A 16,026-nucleotide genomic window follows, 5' to 3' on the forward strand; every position below is an offset into this window, starting at 1 on the left:
AGCAGCATGCTGGCATGGGAGCGTATCGAGGAAGCCAGCCGCACCATCGACCGCCGGTTGCGGCAGACCCCCCAGTTCCAGGACGACGAACTGAGCGCGGCACTCGGCTGCCCGCTCCTGCTCAAGGTCGAGACCGTCAACCCCCTGCGCTCGTTCAAGGGCCGGGGTGCCGACTTCTACCTGCGCTCGCTCGCCCCCGGCCGACAGGTGCTGTGCGCCTCGGCAGGCAACTTCGGCATGGCCCTCGCCTGGGCCGGACGCAGCCGCGGCATCCCGGTCACGGTCTTCTGCGCCCGCAACGCCAATGCGGCCAAAGTGGCGCGCATCCGCCGGCTGGGCGCCCAAGTCGTGCTGGGCGGCGAGGACTTCGACGAAGCCAAGGCCCTGGCCCGGGAGCACGCGGCGGGCCGGGACGACCTCGTGTTCGTCGAGGACGGCGATGAGCCCCGCATCGCGGAGGGCGCCGGGACGATCGCCGTCGAGCTGATGTCCGCGGGCCCCGACCTGCTGCTCGTGCCGGTGGGCAACGGCGCCCTCATCAACGGGATCGGCACCTGGACCAAGGCGCACTCGCCGGGCACGAGAGTCGTCGGGGTGTGCGCCGCGGGCGCTCCCGCGATGGCCATGAGCTGGCACGCCGGTGCCGTCGTCACCACGTCCCGGCCACGCACCGCCGCCGACGGGGTCGCGGTGCGCGTCCCGGTGGCCGCGGCGGTGCGCACCATGTCCGAGGTGGTCGACGACGTGCTGTGCGTGGACGAGGCGCAGATCGCGCGCGCCGCGGACCTCGCCCGCGAGCATCTCAGCCTGACCCTGGAGCCCGCCGGCGCCCTCTCGCTGGCCGCGGCACTCCAGTTCCCCGTCCACGCCGACCGCCCGGCGGCGATCCTCACCGGCGCCAACCTCTGACCAGAACAATCGGAACGACCTGAATGATCTGAACGCCCTTGACGACAGGAGCGGCCTGAACAACCGGGCGGCAGCCGGTGCGGGAACGCTTGGCACGGCAACGCCCGTACCCGCGCGGCCCTTTCGCCCGCCCACCACCCCGGCCCCCGAGTGCGCTTCGCGTACTTCGCGGGCCTTCGTGCTGTCCGGCGTTGCACAGGATGCTTGCGGCGGTCACAGAGTGGTTGAGACCTCTTGTCGACGTGTTCATGGAGTACCTAGCCTCCGTGGTGTTGTGCAGAGCAAAACCGCCATTGCACATGTTGCAACACCCTGACCGGAGGATCGCTCCATGAAGCTGTCCGCAAGACTCCCCGGCCGACTGGCCCTGTTCCTGGCCGCGGCCGCCGTCACCGCCACCGCCTGCGCCCCACAGACGTCCGCCGACTCCTCCTCCGGCAAGGACGAGAAGACCGGCACGCTGCGCGTCTGGCTCTTCCAGGAGGTCGACAACAAGCCGAAGGAACACGTGGTCGAGCAGGTCCTCACCGACTTCCGCAAGGCCCACGCGGGCACCAAGGTCACCGTCGAGTACATCCCCGTGGAGACCAGGGCCCAGCGGATCAAGGCCGCCTTCAACGACCCGAAGAGCGCCCCCGACGTCGTCGAGTACGGCAACACCGACACCGCCGGGTACGTCAAGGACGGCGGACTCGCCGACGTCACCGGCGAGTTCGGTGCCTGGGACGAGGCCAAGGACACCGACCCCACCGCCCGCACCTCGGTCACCGTGGACGGCAAGGTCTACGGCGCCCCCTACTTCGTCGGTGTCCGCGCCCTGTACTACCGCACGGACCTCTTCCGGAAGCTGAACCTCCAGCCACCGAGGACCATGGCCGAACTGGCCACCACCGCACGGAAGATCAGGGCCGCCGAGCCCGGCCTGTACGGCCTCGCCGTCGGCGGTGCCTACACCTACGGCGCCATGCCCTTCCTCTGGGCCGCCGGCGGCGCACTCGCCACCGGCGAGAACGGCTCCTACACCGCCGCGATCGACAGCCCCGCGTCCCGCAAGGGCATCGAGGCGTACACGTCCCTGTTCGGCGACGGCAACTGCCCCGCCGCCAAGTGCGCCGGGATGACCGGCAACGACACCGTCACCGCCTTCGCCTCCGGCAAGGCCGCCATGGCGATCGGCGGCGACTTCAGCCACCAGGCCGTGGAGGCCGGCCGCGTCAAGGGCGAGTACGCGGTCGTGCCGCTGCCGGGCGTCACCGCCGGCTCGGTCGCACCGGCCTTCGCGGGCGGCAACAACATCGGTGTCCTCAAGAGCACCGCGCACCGCACCCTCGCCGTGGACCTGATGAAGCGGCTCACATCGAAGAAGACCCAGGGCGAGATGTTCGACGCGATGGGCTTCCTGCCGACCTTCAAGGACGTACGCGCACAGGTCGCCGCGAAGCAGCCGTTCGTGAAACCCTTCGTCGACACCCTCGCCGCAGGCACCCGGTTCGTGCCGGCCACGCCCGCGTGGGCCCAGATCGACTCCTCGCAGGTGCTGCCGACCATGTTCCAGGAGATCGTCAGCGGCAAGAAGGACGTCGGGAAGGCCGCCGGGGACGCGGCGAAGAAGATGAACGACGCGTTCGGCGCCGCCGGATGACCGCTTCGCCCACCAGCCCGCAGGGCGTGGTGCGCGGCCGGCCACGGGCCGCCCGTGGCCGGCCGCACAGCTCCCCGCGCCCCTTCGCGCGTACTGCCACCCCCTGGCTGTACCTCGCCCCCGCCCTCGTCGTCCTCGGCGGACTGCTCGTCTACCCCGTCTGCCAACTGGGCCTGATCTCCTTCCTGGAGTACACCCAGGCCCAGGTCAGCGGCGGACAGCCGACCACCTTCCAGGGGCTGCACAACTACGCCGAACTGTTCCGGGACGACCAGTTCTGGCGGGTCCTGCTGGCCACCGTGGTGTTCGCGGCGGCCTGCGTGCTGTGCACGCTCACCGTCGGCTGCGCGCTCGCCGTCCTCCTCACCCGGGTGCGCGCCGTGCCGCGCCTCGCGCTGATGCTCGCCGCCCTCGGCGCCTGGGCGACCCCGGCGGTCACCGGCTCCACGGTCTGGCTGATGCTGTTCGACGCCGACTTCGGACCCGTGAACCGGATTCTCGGACTCGGCGACCACTCCTGGACGTACGGACGCTACAGCGCCTTCCTCCTCGTCCTGCTCGAAGTGGTCTGGTGCTCCTTCCCGTTCGTCATGGTCACCGTCTACGCCGGCATCCGCGCCGTGCCCGCCGAGGTACTGGAGGCCGCCGCGCTGGACGGCGCCTCCCAGTGGCGGATCTGGCGCTCGGTGCTGGCCCCGATGCTGCGGCCGATCCTGGTCGTGGTCACCATCCAGTCGGTCATCTGGGACTTCAAGGTCTTCACGCAGATCTACGTCATGACGAACGGCGGCGGCATCGCCGGCCAGAACCTCGTCCTGAACGTGTACGCCTACCAGAAGGCCTTCGCGTCCTCGCAGTACAGCCTCGGCTCCGCGATCGGCGTCGTGATGCTGCTGATCCTGCTCGCCGTGACTCTGGTCTATCTGCGGCTGCTGCGCCGCCAAGGGGAGGAGCTGTGAACGTCGTACGCGCCCTGGTGCGCCGTCCGGGGCGGCTCGCGGCCGAGGCGTCGGCGCTGCTGATCGCCGTCCTGGTCGCCTTCCCGCTGTACTGGATGGTGCTGAGCGCCGTCAGGCCGGCCGGGGAGATCGAGTCGTCCGAGCCCCGGCCGTGGACGACGTCCCCCTCGCTGGACTCCTTCCACCGGGTGTTCGAACAGCAGGAATTCGGCCGCTACTTCCTCAACAGCCTGGTCGTCGCGGGCACCGTGGTGATCGTCTCCGCACTGATCGCGTTCCTGGCGGCGACCGCCGTCACCCGGTTCCGCTTCCGGTTCCGGACCACCTTGCTGATCATGTTCCTGGTGGCCCAGATGGTGCCCGTGGAGGCGCTCACCATCCCGCTGTTCTTCCTGATGCGGGACTTCGGACAGCTGAACACGCTGGGCTCGCTGATCCTGCCCCACATCGCCTTCTCGCTGCCGTTCGCGATCTGGATGCTGCGGGGCTTCGTCAAGGCCGTACCGGAGGCCCTGGAGGAGGCCGCCTTCATCGACGGGGCGAGCCGGGCGCGCTTCCTGTGGCAGATCCTCTTCCCGCTGGTCTTCCCGGGACTCGTGGCGACCAGTGTGTTCTCCTTCATCTCGGCGTGGAACGACTTCCTGTTCGCGAAGTCGTTCATCATCAGCGACACGTCCCAGTCGACCCTGCCGATGGCGTTGCTGGTCTTCTACAAGCCGGACGATCCCGACTGGGGCGGGGTGATGGCGGCGTCCACCGTGATGACGATCCCGGTGCTCGTCTTCTTCGTCCTCGTGCAGCGACGACTCGTCTCCGGACTCGGCGGCGCGGTGAAGGACTGACGTGGCGGACGCGGCCCGCCCCTCCGGCACCGGCGCCGGCGTCTCAGCGCGCGGCGAGGCTCGCGAGCAGCTCGGCGGCGGGCTGCGGACGGACGAGCCAGCGCAGGTGGCTGCCCTCAAGTGTCCGCACGTCGAAGGGGTTGCCGGGGGTGAGCGCGTCCGCTTCACGGATCATGCGGTCCTGCACGGCGGGCGGCACGCTGGCGTCGCCGGTCAGGCGCACATAGGTCCTGGGGATCCGGCCCCAGGACCCGGCCTGCGCCCGGTCGGCGGACGTACCGGCGTCGAGGTTCTCGTCGGGCTGGAAGGTGTTCAGGAAGGCCCGGAACTCGTCATCGGTGAGGTCGGCGGCGAACGCCTGCTTGAACGCGGCAAGCGCCACCGGGTCGGCGGTGCGGAAGTTGGTCCGCAGCAGGCCGAGTCCGGCCGGGTTGCCGACGAGCGTGGCGACGAAGGCCCGCGCGTCGACGTCCGCCATCTCCGGCTGGGTGTAGTAGTCGCTCACGTCCAGCTCGACGGGGCACCAGGCGGAGACGTAGACGATCCGGTCGATCAGCTCGGGCCGGGCGTTGGCGGCAGCGGTGATCGTGATACCTCCCCGGCTGTGGCCGACGAGGACGGTGGGCCCGTTCCGCTTGGCGCGTTCGAGGACATCGATCACGCGGGCGGCGTTGTCGGCGAGCGTGACTCCCTTGATGCTCCCCGGCTCTTCGGCGAGGGCGGCGAGATCCTGGGGAGCCTGGTAGGACGCGGGGAAGGTCGCCTCGAATCCGTGCCCCGGGAGGTCGACCGCGACCGAGCGGTGCCCGAGCAGGGCCAGCTCGGCCTGGAGCGGCGCGAAGGAGAACGAGTTCGCGAAGGCCCCGTGGACGAAGACGAAAGTCGGCAGATTCTGCATGTCTCAGCCTCCGGCACACTTGATCTCCCGAGCAAGATCAAGTGTGCTGGATGACTTGAAAGCGACGGTCCGCGGTCCTGATCATGTCGGCGCCCCGGCCGCCGTACCGCTCCACGTGATCCATCCGCTCCATGCGCTCCATCTGCTCCATCTGCTCCATCTGCTCCATGTGATCCAGGTGAAGAGGGCCGCCGCCTCCGTCCTTCCGTCCCGCTGTCCACAGCCCCACGCGGGAGACCCGGAGCGTCGCGTTAGGCTGGTGCCCGGTGCTTGGGAAGCAGGCACAGCCACGTCCCGCGTCGGCCGAGAAGCCGGGCGCGGGCCCGTGGCTCTCGTCCGCTCCCCCGCGAAAGGCTCCCTCGATGTCCGCGAAGCCGAACACCCCCTCCTACGGATCGCCCCCGGCCGCCCGGCCGGGCGAGGAGGGCGTGGACGTACGCCGCCGGAACAATGTGGTGGTCACCGGCCCGGCCGATGGCCCCGTGATCGTGCTGGCGCACGGATTCGGCTGTGACCAGAACATGTGGCGCCTGCTGGTGCCGGCACTGACGGCCCGCTACCGGGTGGTGCTGTTCGACTACGTCGGCTCCGGCCGCTCCGACCTGTCGGCCTGGGACCCCCGGCGCTACTCCACGCTGGACGGCTACGCCCAGGACGTGGTGGAGGTCTGCGAGGCCCTCGACCTGCGGCAGGCCGTGTTCGTCGGGCACTCGGTCAGCGCCATGATCGGCGTACTGGCGGCCCGCGGCGCCCCCGGACGCATCGGGTCGCTGGTCATGGTGGCGCCCTCCCCGTGCTACATCGACGACGACGGCTACCGCGGCGGCTTCAGCGCCGAGGACATCGACGAACTGCTGGCGTCGCTCGAATCGAACTACCTCGGCTGGTCGTCCGCGATGGCACCGGTGATCATGGGCAACCCGGAACGGCCGGAACTCGGGCAGGAACTCACCAACAGCTTCTGCGCCACCGACCCCGACATCGCCCGCGTCTTCGCCCGTACGACGTTCCTGTCCGACAGCCGCGCGGACCTGGCCGGCGTGCGGGTGCCGACCCTGGTCCTGGAGTGCGCCCACGACGCCATCGCGCCCCGCGAGGTCGGCGCGTACGTGCACGCCGCGATCCCTTCCTCCCGCCTGGTCACCCTGGCCGCCACCGGGCACTGCCCGCAGCTCAGCGCGCCGGACGCGACCGCCGAAGCGATCCTCGGCTTCTTGGCGGACCTCCCGTGATGAGCCGCACGGACGAGGAACCGGAACCGGCCGGGACCGGCGGCGCCGAGGCCACGGACGCGGTCTTCAGCGCACTCCTGGAGGACAGCGCCGAGGACCTGTACGAGTCCGCGCCCTGCGGCTACCTGTCGACGCTGATGGACGGCACCATCGCCAAGATCAACACCACGCTGCTGACCTGGCTCGGCCGCGACCGGGACGACGTGGTCGGCCGCCTGCGCTTCGCCGACCTCCTCACGGTCGGCGGGAAGCTCTACCACGAGACGCACTTCGCCCCGCTGCTGCGCATGCAGGGCGACCTGCGCGGCATAGCCCTGGAGATGAAGACCTCCGGCGGTGACCGGCTGCCGGTGCTGGTCTCCTCCCAGATCAAGTACGGCGGTGAGGGCGAGGCCCTGCTGATCCGCACCACCGTGATCGACGCCTCCGACCGCCGCAGCTACGAGCAGGAGCTGCTGCGCCGCCGCCAGGAGGCCGAGGCGGCCCGCGAGCGCGCCGAGGCCGACCGGGAGCAGCTCGCGGACGCGCTCGCCGCGCTGCAGGAGTCGCTCGTCCCCTCCACGCTGCCCGCCGTACCGGGACTGGACGCAGCCGTCTACTACCACACCGCCTCCCCGGTCCGGCTCGGCGGCGACTTCTACGACCTGTTCCCGCTCGGCGGCCCCCAGTGGGCCTTCTTCCTCGGAGACGTGTGCGGCAAAGGCCCCCGGGCGGCCGCGCTCACCTCACTGACCCGCTACACGCTGCGCGCCGCGGCCCTGCACGACCCCGACCCGGTCAGCGCCCTGCGGACGCTCAACGCCGCCCTGCACCAGCGCTACGCGTCCAGTGGCGACCCCCGGTACTGCACGGTCGTCTTCGGCGTCCTCGAACCCCGGCCCGACGGCCGCGTCACCGTCCGGCTCGCCTCCGGCGGCCACCCGCCCGCCCTCGTCCTGCGCCACGACGGCCGGGTCGAGCCCCTCCCCACACCCGGCGGCCTGCTCGTCGGCGCCCTGCCCGACGCCGGCTTCACCGCCGCCCGGACCGTCCTCGGCCCCGGCGACACCCTCCTGCTCTACACGGACGGCCTCACCGAGGCGCGCACCGGCCCGACCCGCGAGACCTTGTTCGGCGAGGAGGCGCTGCACGCCTTCGCCGCCGGCCTCGCCCCCGCCCCCGCCGACGAGGTGATCGACGCGCTCACCCGGCTGCTGGACGGATTCGGCACCGGACTGGAGGACGACACCGCCCTCCTCGCCCTGGGGCTGCCCGCCACCCATCCGGAACCGCCGCCGGCAACGAATGACCCACGATGAGCCCGCTGAACATCACCCACGACCGGACCGCCACCACGTACGTCCTCCACCTGGCCGGCGAACTCGACCACACCCACGCCACCACGCTGCGCCGACAGGTCGAGCAGCTCGCCCTGCGGCCCGGCCAGCGCCTGGTCCTCGACCTGGCCCGCCTGGAGTTCTGCGACTCCACCGGCATCACCGCCCTGCTCGCCGCACGCCAGCACGCGCAGGCCGCCGACGCCGACATCACCCTGGCCTCCGTCCCCGCCCACACCCTGCGCGTCTTCCGCATCATCGGACTCGACCAGGTCTTCCACCTCCAGGCCGACGCGAACGCCCCCTGATCCCACGGCGGACGCCACGACTGACCGCACGACGGACCCCCGGCAGGTTCGCGACATCACCGTTCCCGACCGAGGGTGGTGTCGCGGACCTGCCAGCCTCGGCCGTCCCCGTCCTGCTGGACTGACCACGTAACGTCGGTTCCCGCACAGGACGGACAGCATGACCTCGACCACCACCGTCACCGGCCGACCCGGCGAAGCCGGCCCGGCCGCTCGCCCGCCCGTCATGCGATGGCTCGCCGTGCTGTCGGTGACGCTGGGCATCTTCTCCATCGTCACCACGGAGATCCTGCCGATCGGCCTGCTCACCTCGATCGGCTCCGACTTCACCGTCTCCGACGGGATGGCGGGGCTGACGATGACCATGCCGGGATTCCTCGCGGCCCTGTCGGCCCCCGCCGTCACCCTCGCCACCGCACGTGTCGACCGGCGCGTCATGCTGTGCGCGTTCATGCTGCTGCTGGCAGCGGCCGACTTCCTGGCGGCGGCCGCCACGCACTACTGGATCGTCCTAGTCTCGCGCGTCCTGGTCGGCGTCGTCATCGGCGGCTTCTGGCCGATCGGCGCCGGGCTGGCCCAGCGCCTGGTGCCCGCGCGGTCCGTCGGCCGCGCCACCGCCGTCGTCTTCTGCGCCGTCCCCCTCGGCTCCGTCCTCGGCGTCCCGGCCGGCACCTTCATCGGTGACCTCGCCGGCTGGCGCACGGCCTTCGTCGTCCTGGGCCTCCTGACGGCCGGCGTCCTGGCCATGCTGCTGCTCGCGGTGCCTCCGCTGCCGCCCCTCGAAGCCACCCGCCCGAGCGTGCTGCGCGGCATGCTCCGCACGACGCCCACCCGGTGCGCCCTGCTGCTGACCTTCCTCGTCGTCCTCGCCCACTTCGGTGCCTACACCTACGTGACCCCGTTCCTCGAACAGGTGACCAAGGCCGGCCCCGGTCTCGTCACGGTCTTCCTGCTGGCCTACGGGGCCGCGGGAATCGTCGGCAACTTCGCCGGCGGGGCCCTCGTCACCCGAAAGCCGCGCGCCGCGTTCGCGCTCGCCGCCGGCCTCGTCGCGGCGGCCACCGCGCTCCTTCCGGTACTGGGCCGCTGGGACACCGGCGCCGTCGCCCTGCTGATCGTGTGGGGCATCGGCTACGGGGCCGTCCCCGTCGCCTCGCAGACCTGGTTCGCCAACGCGGCCCCGAACGCGCCGGAGGCCGCCTCCGTGCTGTTCACCGCGTCGTTCCAGGCGACCATCTCGCTCGGCGCGCTGGCCGGCGGCGTCCTCGTGGACCACACCTCGCCGTCCACGGTCATGACGCTCGGCGCCCTCACCGCGACCCTCGCCGTGGCCGTCCTCGCCCTCAAGGAGCCGGGCGGCCGCTCCGGCGCGCCCCCGAGGACCGGGTCGACCCGGGCGCCCCTTACCTGAACACGCGAGCGTGTACCGAAGCGGTCGAGGTCATCCCCGAACGACCGAACGAATCCAGGCGAGTTGCTGGGAAACCTCCCCCGCCTCCGCGATCTCCTGCCGGTCGGAGCCGTCGAAGACGCCGAGGAGGGTTTCGGTGCCGCGCGGGCCGATGCTCATCACCGGGCCGCCCGAGTCACCGCCGGCGGGGATCCCGGACACCTTCTCCATGCAGAAGTCCGAACCGCCCGGGGCGGTGAATCCGTCGCACCGGGGGTCGTCCGGCCGAACGACCCGAAGCTCCGACTGCTTGAGCACGGGGGACTGGCACGTGTTCTCGTCCCCGGTACAGGTGGCGCCCCAACCGTACTGCCGCACCAACTGGCCCGGACGGACACCGGCCGTGGCCAGGCGGGCCGTGGGGACCTTCATGGGCGACACCTTGATCAGCATCATGTCGGCGTTCGCACTCCCGACGCGCTTGCCGGGCACCGGTTCGACCGTGACCCCCTTGCGCATGTCGAGGTTGCCCACCCGGAACGAGATCCGCTTGTCGGCGACCGGCTGCCCCTGTTCGAAGAAGCAGTGCGAGGCGCTGATGATCCACTGGGGCGCGACCGCTGTCCCGGTGCACGCCGGTCTGCCGTCGAGGAGCATGCGCACCGCCCAGGGGCCGTAGCCGCTCTTCGCTCCGCCGATGACGGCGGAGGCCGGTGCGGTGGCCAGGACCGAACCGGTCACCAGCAGTGAAACGGTCAGCAGCACTGATCGAATGCGACGCACCATCCGGAACAGCTCCTCTCGTCGGCGTACGGGTCGTCCGCTGTCTGTTGAGATGGTCGTCCGCGCGGACCCGTTTCATCGGCGCCGTGCTTTCCGGCGATGTCACGGACCTGCTGGACGGTCTCGCCCACGAGTAATTGGTTGCGGGCCCCCGCTCAGCGGCTGGCAGGATGAGCGGATGGACGCCGCGACCCCCATCGACCTCGACACATGGCCGCGCCGGCAACACTTCGAGCACTACTGCCGGGTCGTTCCGTGCACGTACTCGATGACGGTGGAAGTGGACGTCACCGCGTTCACCGAAGCGCTGCGTCGCTCTCGGCGGAAGTCGTACGTCGCGCAGGTCTGGGCACTTGCCACGGTCGTCAACCGGCACGACGAGTTCAAGATGTGCCTCACCGCGACGGGCGAGCCGGCCATCTGGCCCGTCGTGCACCCGTCCTTCACCGTCTTCAACCCGGAGCGCGAGACGTTCGCGAGCGTGTGGGCACCCTACGACCCTGACTTCGCCGCCTTCCATGACGTAGCCGCCGCCCTGCTCGCGGAGCACAGCCGCGCGACGGAGTTCTTCCCCCAAGGCGCACCGCCGGCCGGCACCTTCGATGTGTCGAGCCTGCCGTGGGCCTCCTTCACCGGCTTCGACCTCACCATCGGCGCCGGCTGGGACCACCTCGCGCCGATCTTCACGCTCGGCCGGTACACCGAGCGGGACGGCCGGGTGCTGCTCCCCCTCGCCGCGCAGGTGCACCACGCCGCCGCAGACGGCTTCCATACGGCACGGCTCGTGAACGAGCTACAGGCCCTCGTCTCGGCCCCGACCTGGCTGGGGCGGAGCCCGAGTCCGGCGCCTTGAACCGACTGGAACCGCACGGTCCCACCCCGAAGCCCGACAGCACCCTCCGGCACGGCGGCCGGCAGACCGGCTAACCGTGCCGCGTGCGGGAGTCCGCCTGGTCGGCCCGGCCGCCCGCCCCGAGCAGTCCCGTGGCTTCGAAGGGCTCGACGGCGGCCAGGCGCGGCAGTTCGCGGCGCGACAGCATCGTCACCACCGTCGGCATCGCGGCACGTACGAGCTGGGTCGCCCGCAGCCAGCGGGGGACGTAGACCGAGGGGCGCCGCCGTTCGATCGCGGTGACCAGCCGGCCCGCCACGTACTCGACGGGGTACACCTTGCGCGCCGGTGGCGGCATGTGGCCGCGGAGTTCGCGTAGCACCGCGTACTGGTCGGCGTCGCGGATCATGTCGGTGTCGGTCCAGTTGATGTAGGCGATACCGACCCCCACACGCCGGTGGGCCACCTCGGCCCGCAACGCCTGGGCGAACGACTCGGCCCCCGCCTTCGAAGCACAGTACGCGCTCATCATCGGGGCCGCGTTGATGGAGGCGAGCGAGGCGACCTGGAGGAAGTAGCCGGACGTCGTGAACAGGTCCCCGACGAACGTACGCGCGGTGGCGGCACTGCCGATGAGATTCACCTCGACCACCCGGCGCCACACCGCGGGATCGGAGTCGGCGAACGGGCCGCCCTCGGCCACGCCCGCGTTGGCGATCACGACGGAGGGAGGACCGAGCCGCGCGCGGACGTCCTCGCCGGCCCGGGCCATGCCCCGGTCGTCGGTGACGTCGACCTCCCAGAACTCACTGACGCCCGGCAGCGTGTCCCTCAGCCGCGCCAGACCCCGCTCCTCGCGCCCGAGCAGCGCCACCTTCGCGCCTCGCGCGGACAGCTCCCGAGCCATCGCCGCACCCAGGCCGCGTGCCGCCCCGGTCACGACGGCCGTCCGTCCGCACAGCGGGCTGTCGGTGACCGGCATGGAACGGTTCCTCTCCCGCGGCGGTGTCCGTCCCGCCCACCGTAAGCACGGACCGCCCCGACGGCATGCCGAGGGCCGCCACGCCACCGTCCGCGACCTGGCGGGGAGGGGGAGATACGGTGTCGCCGCCGACGCTCGCGGCAGCGCGCGGCCCGCGCGTACCGGGGACGTCACCGCGCCGCGTGCCGTCCCGGTCACTGCCCGGGTCGCTGCCCGACGATGCGGGTGGTGACCCGGACCAACAGGGGCACACACTCGCGTAGTTGTCGCTGCTCGTCATGGTCGAGCGCGTCGCGGATGGCGTTGTCGAGCCAGGCGGCGCGCTGGCTCCGCTCGTGCCGGAGGCGGTCGCGTCCGGTGTCCGTGAGGTGCAGCAGGAACTTGCGGCCGTCACTGGTGTGCGGTTCGGCGCGCACCGAGCCGGTGTCGAGGAGTGCCTTGACGGACTTGGCGGCGGACTGGTGGGTCACTCCGCGCCGGTGCGCGAGTTCGGCCGTGGTCTGTGGGCCGTTCCGGTCGAGGTGGCCGAGGATGGCGGCCTCTCCGGGGGACATGGTGTCGGCGGCCCGCACGGCGCGGACCAGTTCTCCGATCGCCTGTCGCAGGTCTTCGGCCAGCGCTTCGTCGTCCATGGACCCATCCTACCGAACTATGTAATGAAGTTGTACACCTTGGTTGTATGGTTGTCGGGTCACCAAGGAGGTCCGTATGCAGCTCACCAAGTTCGGCCACGCCTGCGTCCGCGTCGAGAAGGACGGCCGTCGCCTCGTCATCGACCCGGGGGGCCTGACCCGACCGGAGGCGCTCGACGGCGCCGACGCCGTCCTGGTCACCCATGAGCACTTCGACCACTTCTCCGAGGAGGCGCTCCGCGGCGCCGCCCGGGACAACCCCGCCCTGCGCATCTGGACCACCACCGCTGTCGCCGCCCGGCTGGACGGCATCGGCGGGAGGGTCACCGCCGTGGGGGAGGGGGCGGCGTTCACGGCGGCCGGCTTCGACGTGTCCGTGCACGGCACGTGGCACGCGGTCATCCACCCGGACATCCCGCGCGTCGGCAACGTCGGCTTCCTCGTCGACGGCGCACTCTTCCACCCCGGCGACGCGCTCACCGTGCCGGACGCCGCCGTCGAGACCCTGCTGCTGCCGGTCCACGGCCCCTGGTCCACCACCGGGCAGCTGATCGACTACGTGCGCGAAGTGGGCCCGCGCCAGGTCTGCGCCATCCATGACGGCGCCCTCAACGACACCGGCACCGCCATGGTCGGCGGCCTGCTGGGCGACAACGGCCCCGGTACCGGCGCCCGCTATCAGCAGTTGTCCGCCGGTGAGTCCGTCGCGATCGGTTCACCGGGGCCAGGAACCGGCCCGCGCTGATCCGCCGGTGTTGACCGTGATCGGCCGAGCCGCGTCGGCGGTGTCGCCGGTGTTCTCGGGCGTGTGAGGCACCTGATCGCCCTCGGCCGGTACTTCCGTGCTCTCGGCCTCGCACAGCAGCACATCGCATCGCTCGGCCAGCTCCGCGAGCGTGGCGCACGGTGCCGTGTCCCCGGAGTGGGCCGGCGACCGGCCCCCGGCCTCGACGCGTACGGCGAAGGCGGACTCGACCGGCCTGCGTGTCGAGGTGTGTTGGGCAGGAGGTGGGCCGGCCGGTCGGCGATGCCCGGAGGACCGTACGGAGGGATGGGCGCGGCGAGCCGTATGTCCGTGCAGAGCGGCGCGTCGTAGGCGGTGAGCAGGTCCGCGCTGTGATCGGCGTACAGGCGTCGGTGTTCACCCGCGCACGCCTTCACGGTGTACGGCCCGGCCGGTGCGCCGATGGAGTACGGCCGAGTCGCGAGGGGCGTGCGCTCCGCTGACGATGTGGGTGATCGCTTCCGTGCGCTGCGAAGGACGACAGGATGCCCCGACCTCACCGCGGTCCCGTGCCGCCGCGCTCCCGTGCCGTGCCGGCCGCCGCACTCGTCGGCTGCCTGATCGGCGCCGGTGCCCTCGCCGGCTGCGGTTCCGGCAACGATCAGGGCGGCGGCGCCTCCACCCCGCCGGCTCCACAGACTCCCGCCACGGCCTCCTTCTCGGGTATGCCGCCGTCCGCGCTGGCCTCCGCGGCCGCCTCGGCCATCGAATCCGCCCGCGCCTCCGCCTCGGCCGCCGCTTCCTCCGCCTCGGCCCGCGCCTCGGAGTTCGAGGCATCCGTGGACGCCGAGGCCGCCCGGGCGGGCACCGCCGCGGAGAAGGAGCTGAAGAACGTGCACGGGCGTGGGAACGCGACCGGCGAGGTGGGCATGACGGGCCTGCCCAGAGCGCAGACCGGCGGCCTGCTCGCCGCACTGGTCACCATCACCAACAAGACCGCGGGCAAGGCGTCGTACGCCGTGCAGGTCGACTTCGCGGACGCCTCCGGGAAGGTCGTCGAGACCCGGTACGTCGGCGCGGAGAACCTCGCCCCGGGCAAGCAGGAACAGCCCATCGCCTTCAGCCGCCGGTCCCCCGACGAGAAACTGACCCCCCGCCTCGCCAAGGCGCAGCGCTACTGACACGTCCCGCTGCCGACCGACCAGCGCCCATCGGAAGGTCCGGACACCACGGCGCCGCGCCGACGCTCGGCCTCCGCGCGTTCACCGACCTGCGGAGGCCGGCGGCGCGCGCTGAGACGGCGTACATCCCAGATGAGTTCGGCCCGACGGTCACCGTGCCCCGCTGATCGTTCGCAGCCCTGTGATTCACTACCTTTGTGCTACCTGAAACTCTTTTCACCACTCAGAAATTGCCGGCGAACGACCGTTTCGAGGCGTGGACTGAGCAAATGGGGCGCACGCACGCGCCGATGCATCTGAGCAGCGACCGCACCACCGACTACCGCGGGTACCAGCGCGTCATCGCGCTCGGCGGGGCGACGGTCTGGCCCGCGACTTTCGACCCCTTGGTGTTCCACCGGACACCGAAGCTGGTGCGTCAGTCCGACCCGGAGCTGTTCCATCTGTCGCTGCTGCGAAGCGGCGACGGTGCGGCGAGCTGGGACACGCAGCAAGTGGCGTACAAAGTGGGCGACTTCCATGTGAACTCCTCGTCCCGGGCCTACGAGATATCCACCGGTACGACCCCGGTCAGCATCGTCGGGCTGGAGATCCCGCGCGCCGCCGTGGGCCTGCCCGCCAACCGGGCGAACCGGGTGGTCGGACGGCAGATATCCGGCCGCGAGGGCATGGGCGCGCTGCTCGCGGGGCTGCTCGTGCAACTGGCCTCGGACACCTCCTCCTACCAGGCCGGCGACGCCAGGCGGCTGGGCAGGATCGTCACCGATCTCGTCACCGCCGTCTTCGCCCACACGCTGGACGCGGAGCCGGAAATGCCGCCCGAGACGCACGCCCGCACCCTCACCCTGAGCGTCAAGTCCTTCATCCAGCAACACCTGAGCGAACCCGGTCTGACCCCCGCGTCCATCGCCGCGGCCCACCACATCTCACGCAGCCACCTCTACCGGCTCTTCCGGGACGAGGGCCTGACGGTGGCCTCGTACATACGCGGCCAACGGCTGGACCGGACCCACCAGGACCTCGTCGACCCCCGGCTGCGCGCACTTCCGGTCCACGCCATAGCCGCCCGCTGGGGCTACCCCCGCCCCGGCGACTTCACCCGGGCCTTCCGTACCGCGTACGGCATCACCCCCAGCGAGCTACGGCACCAGGCCCTGAACGAGGCGACTGTGGACGGTATGCACAGCGGCGTGGACGCTGTGCGAATGACACCCCCCGGCGCGGCCACGGATCATTGATCCCGGTCGCTCACCAGGCCCAGTGCCCGACAGTGCGCCAGGGCCACGGGGGTGTCCTGACGTGCCCACAGCACTACGGCCCCCCAACGTCGGGGGGGGGGGGGGGCCCCACACCCGCCCCGCCCCCGCCCGGTTTGTCCCCCGTTAAAACCCGGTGG

17 protein-coding genes are annotated in these 16,026 nt (G+C 71.4%); 12 read left to right on the forward strand and 5 right to left on the reverse strand.

Going from position 1 to position 16,026, the window contains the following annotated elements; all coding sequences use genetic code 11:
- Positions 1–6 precede the first annotated feature (6 nt).
- The 4 genes from ABZ858_RS07530 (at position 7) to ABZ858_RS07545 (ending at position 4,352) form a co-directional block, all read left to right on the forward strand.
- Positions 7–909 carry a pyridoxal-phosphate dependent enzyme gene (locus ABZ858_RS07530; RefSeq protein WP_361373696.1) on the forward strand — a complete coding sequence of 301 codons (903 nt, stop codon included), beginning with the start codon at positions 7–9 and terminating at the stop codon, positions 907–909.
- 331 nt (positions 910–1,240) lie between these two features.
- Positions 1,241–2,551, forward strand: coding sequence for an extracellular solute-binding protein (locus tag ABZ858_RS07535; RefSeq protein ID WP_361373698.1), 1,311 nt, complete (start codon positions 1,241–1,243; stop codon positions 2,549–2,551).
- On the forward strand, positions 2,548–3,510 hold the full coding sequence (locus ABZ858_RS07540) for a sugar ABC transporter permease (protein ID WP_361373700.1): 963 nt from the start codon (positions 2,548–2,550) through the stop codon (positions 3,508–3,510). The genes ABZ858_RS07535 and ABZ858_RS07540 overlap by 4 nt, the downstream gene beginning before the upstream one ends.
- Entirely contained in the window at positions 3,507–4,352 is an 846-nt protein-coding gene (locus ABZ858_RS07545) for a carbohydrate ABC transporter permease (RefSeq protein ID WP_361373702.1), read from the forward strand. Before ABZ858_RS07540 ends, ABZ858_RS07545 begins: the two co-directional genes overlap by 4 nt.
- A 43-nt stretch (positions 4,353–4,395) precedes the next feature.
- Here the strand turns inward: ABZ858_RS07545 and ABZ858_RS07550 are convergent, their stop codons facing one another.
- Both ABZ858_RS07550 and ABZ858_RS07555 read right to left on the reverse strand, forming a co-directional pair.
- Positions 4,396–5,250, reverse strand: coding sequence for an alpha/beta fold hydrolase (locus ABZ858_RS07550; RefSeq protein WP_361373704.1), 855 nt, complete (start codon positions 5,248–5,250; stop codon positions 4,396–4,398).
- Positions 5,251–5,287: 37 nt separating this feature from the next.
- Positions 5,288–5,419 carry a hypothetical protein gene (locus ABZ858_RS07555; protein ID WP_361373706.1) on the reverse strand — a complete coding sequence of 44 codons (132 nt, stop codon included), beginning with the start codon at positions 5,417–5,419 and terminating at the stop codon, positions 5,288–5,290.
- A 259-nt stretch (positions 5,420–5,678) separates the two neighbouring features.
- Between ABZ858_RS07555 and ABZ858_RS07560 the strand changes: the two genes are divergently transcribed.
- From ABZ858_RS07560 to ABZ858_RS07575, 4 genes are all read left to right on the forward strand, one after another.
- Positions 5,679–6,482 (forward strand): alpha/beta hydrolase, encoded by an 804-nt coding sequence (locus tag ABZ858_RS07560; RefSeq protein ID WP_361373737.1) that lies wholly within the window; start codon positions 5,679–5,681, stop codon positions 6,480–6,482.
- Positions 6,482–7,780: a SpoIIE family protein phosphatase gene (locus ABZ858_RS07565; RefSeq protein WP_361373707.1), complete on the forward strand. Its 1,299-nt coding sequence runs from the start codon at positions 6,482–6,484 to the stop codon at positions 7,778–7,780. Before ABZ858_RS07560 ends, ABZ858_RS07565 begins: the two co-directional genes overlap by 1 nt.
- Positions 7,777–8,106: an STAS domain-containing protein gene (locus ABZ858_RS07570; RefSeq protein WP_361373708.1), complete on the forward strand. Its 330-nt coding sequence runs from the start codon at positions 7,777–7,779 to the stop codon at positions 8,104–8,106. Before ABZ858_RS07565 ends, ABZ858_RS07570 begins: the two co-directional genes overlap by 4 nt.
- A 160-nt stretch (positions 8,107–8,266) precedes the next feature.
- Positions 8,267–9,517, forward strand: coding sequence for an MFS transporter (locus ABZ858_RS07575; protein ID WP_361373709.1), 1,251 nt, complete (start codon positions 8,267–8,269; stop codon positions 9,515–9,517).
- 30 nt (positions 9,518–9,547) lie between these two features.
- Here the strand turns inward: ABZ858_RS07575 and ABZ858_RS07580 are convergent, their stop codons facing one another.
- On the reverse strand, positions 9,548–10,282 hold the full coding sequence (locus tag ABZ858_RS07580; protein ID WP_361373710.1) for a trypsin-like serine protease: 735 nt from the start codon (positions 10,280–10,282) through the stop codon (positions 9,548–9,550).
- A gap of 175 nt (positions 10,283–10,457) precedes the next feature.
- On the opposite strand from ABZ858_RS07580, the gene catA reads away from it, so the two are divergent.
- Entirely contained in the window at positions 10,458–11,132 is a 675-nt protein-coding gene (catA, locus tag ABZ858_RS07585; RefSeq protein WP_361373711.1) for a type A chloramphenicol O-acetyltransferase, read from the forward strand.
- A gap of 70 nt (positions 11,133–11,202) precedes the next feature.
- Here catA and ABZ858_RS07590 read toward each other — a convergent pair whose 3' ends face one another.
- Both ABZ858_RS07590 and ABZ858_RS07595 read right to left on the reverse strand, forming a co-directional pair.
- Positions 11,203–12,093 (reverse strand): SDR family oxidoreductase, encoded by an 891-nt coding sequence (locus ABZ858_RS07590; protein ID WP_361373712.1) that lies wholly within the window; start codon positions 12,091–12,093, stop codon positions 11,203–11,205.
- A gap of 194 nt (positions 12,094–12,287) precedes the next feature.
- Positions 12,288–12,725, reverse strand: a complete 438-nt coding sequence (locus tag ABZ858_RS07595; RefSeq protein WP_361373713.1) for a MarR family transcriptional regulator — start codon at positions 12,723–12,725, stop codon at positions 12,288–12,290.
- Between the two features lie 76 nt (positions 12,726–12,801).
- Between ABZ858_RS07595 and ABZ858_RS07600 the strand changes: the two genes are divergently transcribed.
- From ABZ858_RS07600 to ABZ858_RS07610, 3 genes are all read left to right on the forward strand, one after another.
- Complete coding sequence (locus tag ABZ858_RS07600; protein WP_361373714.1) at positions 12,802–13,470, forward strand: MBL fold metallo-hydrolase; 669 nt, start codon at positions 12,802–12,804, stop codon at positions 13,468–13,470.
- 524 nt (positions 13,471–13,994) lie between these two features.
- Positions 13,995–14,630, forward strand: coding sequence for a hypothetical protein (locus ABZ858_RS07605; protein WP_361373715.1), 636 nt, complete (start codon positions 13,995–13,997; stop codon positions 14,628–14,630).
- Between the two features lie 269 nt (positions 14,631–14,899).
- The gene (locus tag ABZ858_RS07610; RefSeq protein ID WP_361373716.1) at positions 14,900–15,868 is read left to right on the forward strand and encodes a helix-turn-helix domain-containing protein; all 969 of its coding nucleotides are present in this window, start codon (positions 14,900–14,902) and stop codon (positions 15,866–15,868) included.
- Positions 15,869–16,026 lie beyond the last annotated feature (158 nt).

It is taken from the genome of Streptomyces sp. NPDC047017, from assembly GCF_040644175.1.
In the GTDB taxonomy this organism is placed as follows: Bacteria; Actinomycetota; Actinomycetes; order Streptomycetales; family Streptomycetaceae; genus Streptomyces.

Bases quoted from the DNA above. Each gene is read 5' to 3' on its own strand.
- ABZ858_RS07530 (WP_361373696.1), top strand. From the start codon at position 7: ATGCTGGCATGGGAGCGTATCGAGGAAGCCAGCCGCACCATCGACCGC.
- ABZ858_RS07535 (WP_361373698.1), top strand. From the start codon at position 1,241: ATGAAGCTGTCCGCAAGACTCCCCGGCCGACTGGCCCTGTTCCTGGCC.
- ABZ858_RS07540 (WP_361373700.1), top strand. From the start codon at position 2,548: ATGACCGCTTCGCCCACCAGCCCGCAGGGCGTGGTGCGCGGCCGGCCA.
- ABZ858_RS07550 (WP_361373704.1), bottom strand. From the start codon at position 5,250: ATGCAGAATCTGCCGACTTTCGTCTTCGTCCACGGGGCCTTCGCGAAC.
- ABZ858_RS07555 (WP_361373706.1), bottom strand. From the start codon at position 5,419: ATGGAGCAGATGGAGCAGATGGAGCAGATGGAGCGCATGGAGCGGATG.
- ABZ858_RS07565 (WP_361373707.1), top strand. From the start codon at position 6,482: ATGAGCCGCACGGACGAGGAACCGGAACCGGCCGGGACCGGCGGCGCC.
- ABZ858_RS07570 (WP_361373708.1), top strand. From the start codon at position 7,777: ATGAGCCCGCTGAACATCACCCACGACCGGACCGCCACCACGTACGTC.
- ABZ858_RS07575 (WP_361373709.1), top strand. From the start codon at position 8,267: ATGACCTCGACCACCACCGTCACCGGCCGACCCGGCGAAGCCGGCCCG.
- ABZ858_RS07580 (WP_361373710.1), bottom strand. From the start codon at position 10,282: ATGGTGCGTCGCATTCGATCAGTGCTGCTGACCGTTTCACTGCTGGTG.
- catA (WP_361373711.1), top strand. From the start codon at position 10,458: ATGGACGCCGCGACCCCCATCGACCTCGACACATGGCCGCGCCGGCAA.
- ABZ858_RS07590 (WP_361373712.1), bottom strand. From the start codon at position 12,093: ATGCCGGTCACCGACAGCCCGCTGTGCGGACGGACGGCCGTCGTGACC.
- ABZ858_RS07595 (WP_361373713.1), bottom strand. From the start codon at position 12,725: ATGGACGACGAAGCGCTGGCCGAAGACCTGCGACAGGCGATCGGAGAA.
- ABZ858_RS07600 (WP_361373714.1), top strand. From the start codon at position 12,802: ATGCAGCTCACCAAGTTCGGCCACGCCTGCGTCCGCGTCGAGAAGGAC.
- ABZ858_RS07605 (WP_361373715.1), top strand. From the start codon at position 13,995: ATGCCCCGACCTCACCGCGGTCCCGTGCCGCCGCGCTCCCGTGCCGTG.
- ABZ858_RS07610 (WP_361373716.1), top strand. From the start codon at position 14,900: ATGGGGCGCACGCACGCGCCGATGCATCTGAGCAGCGACCGCACCACC.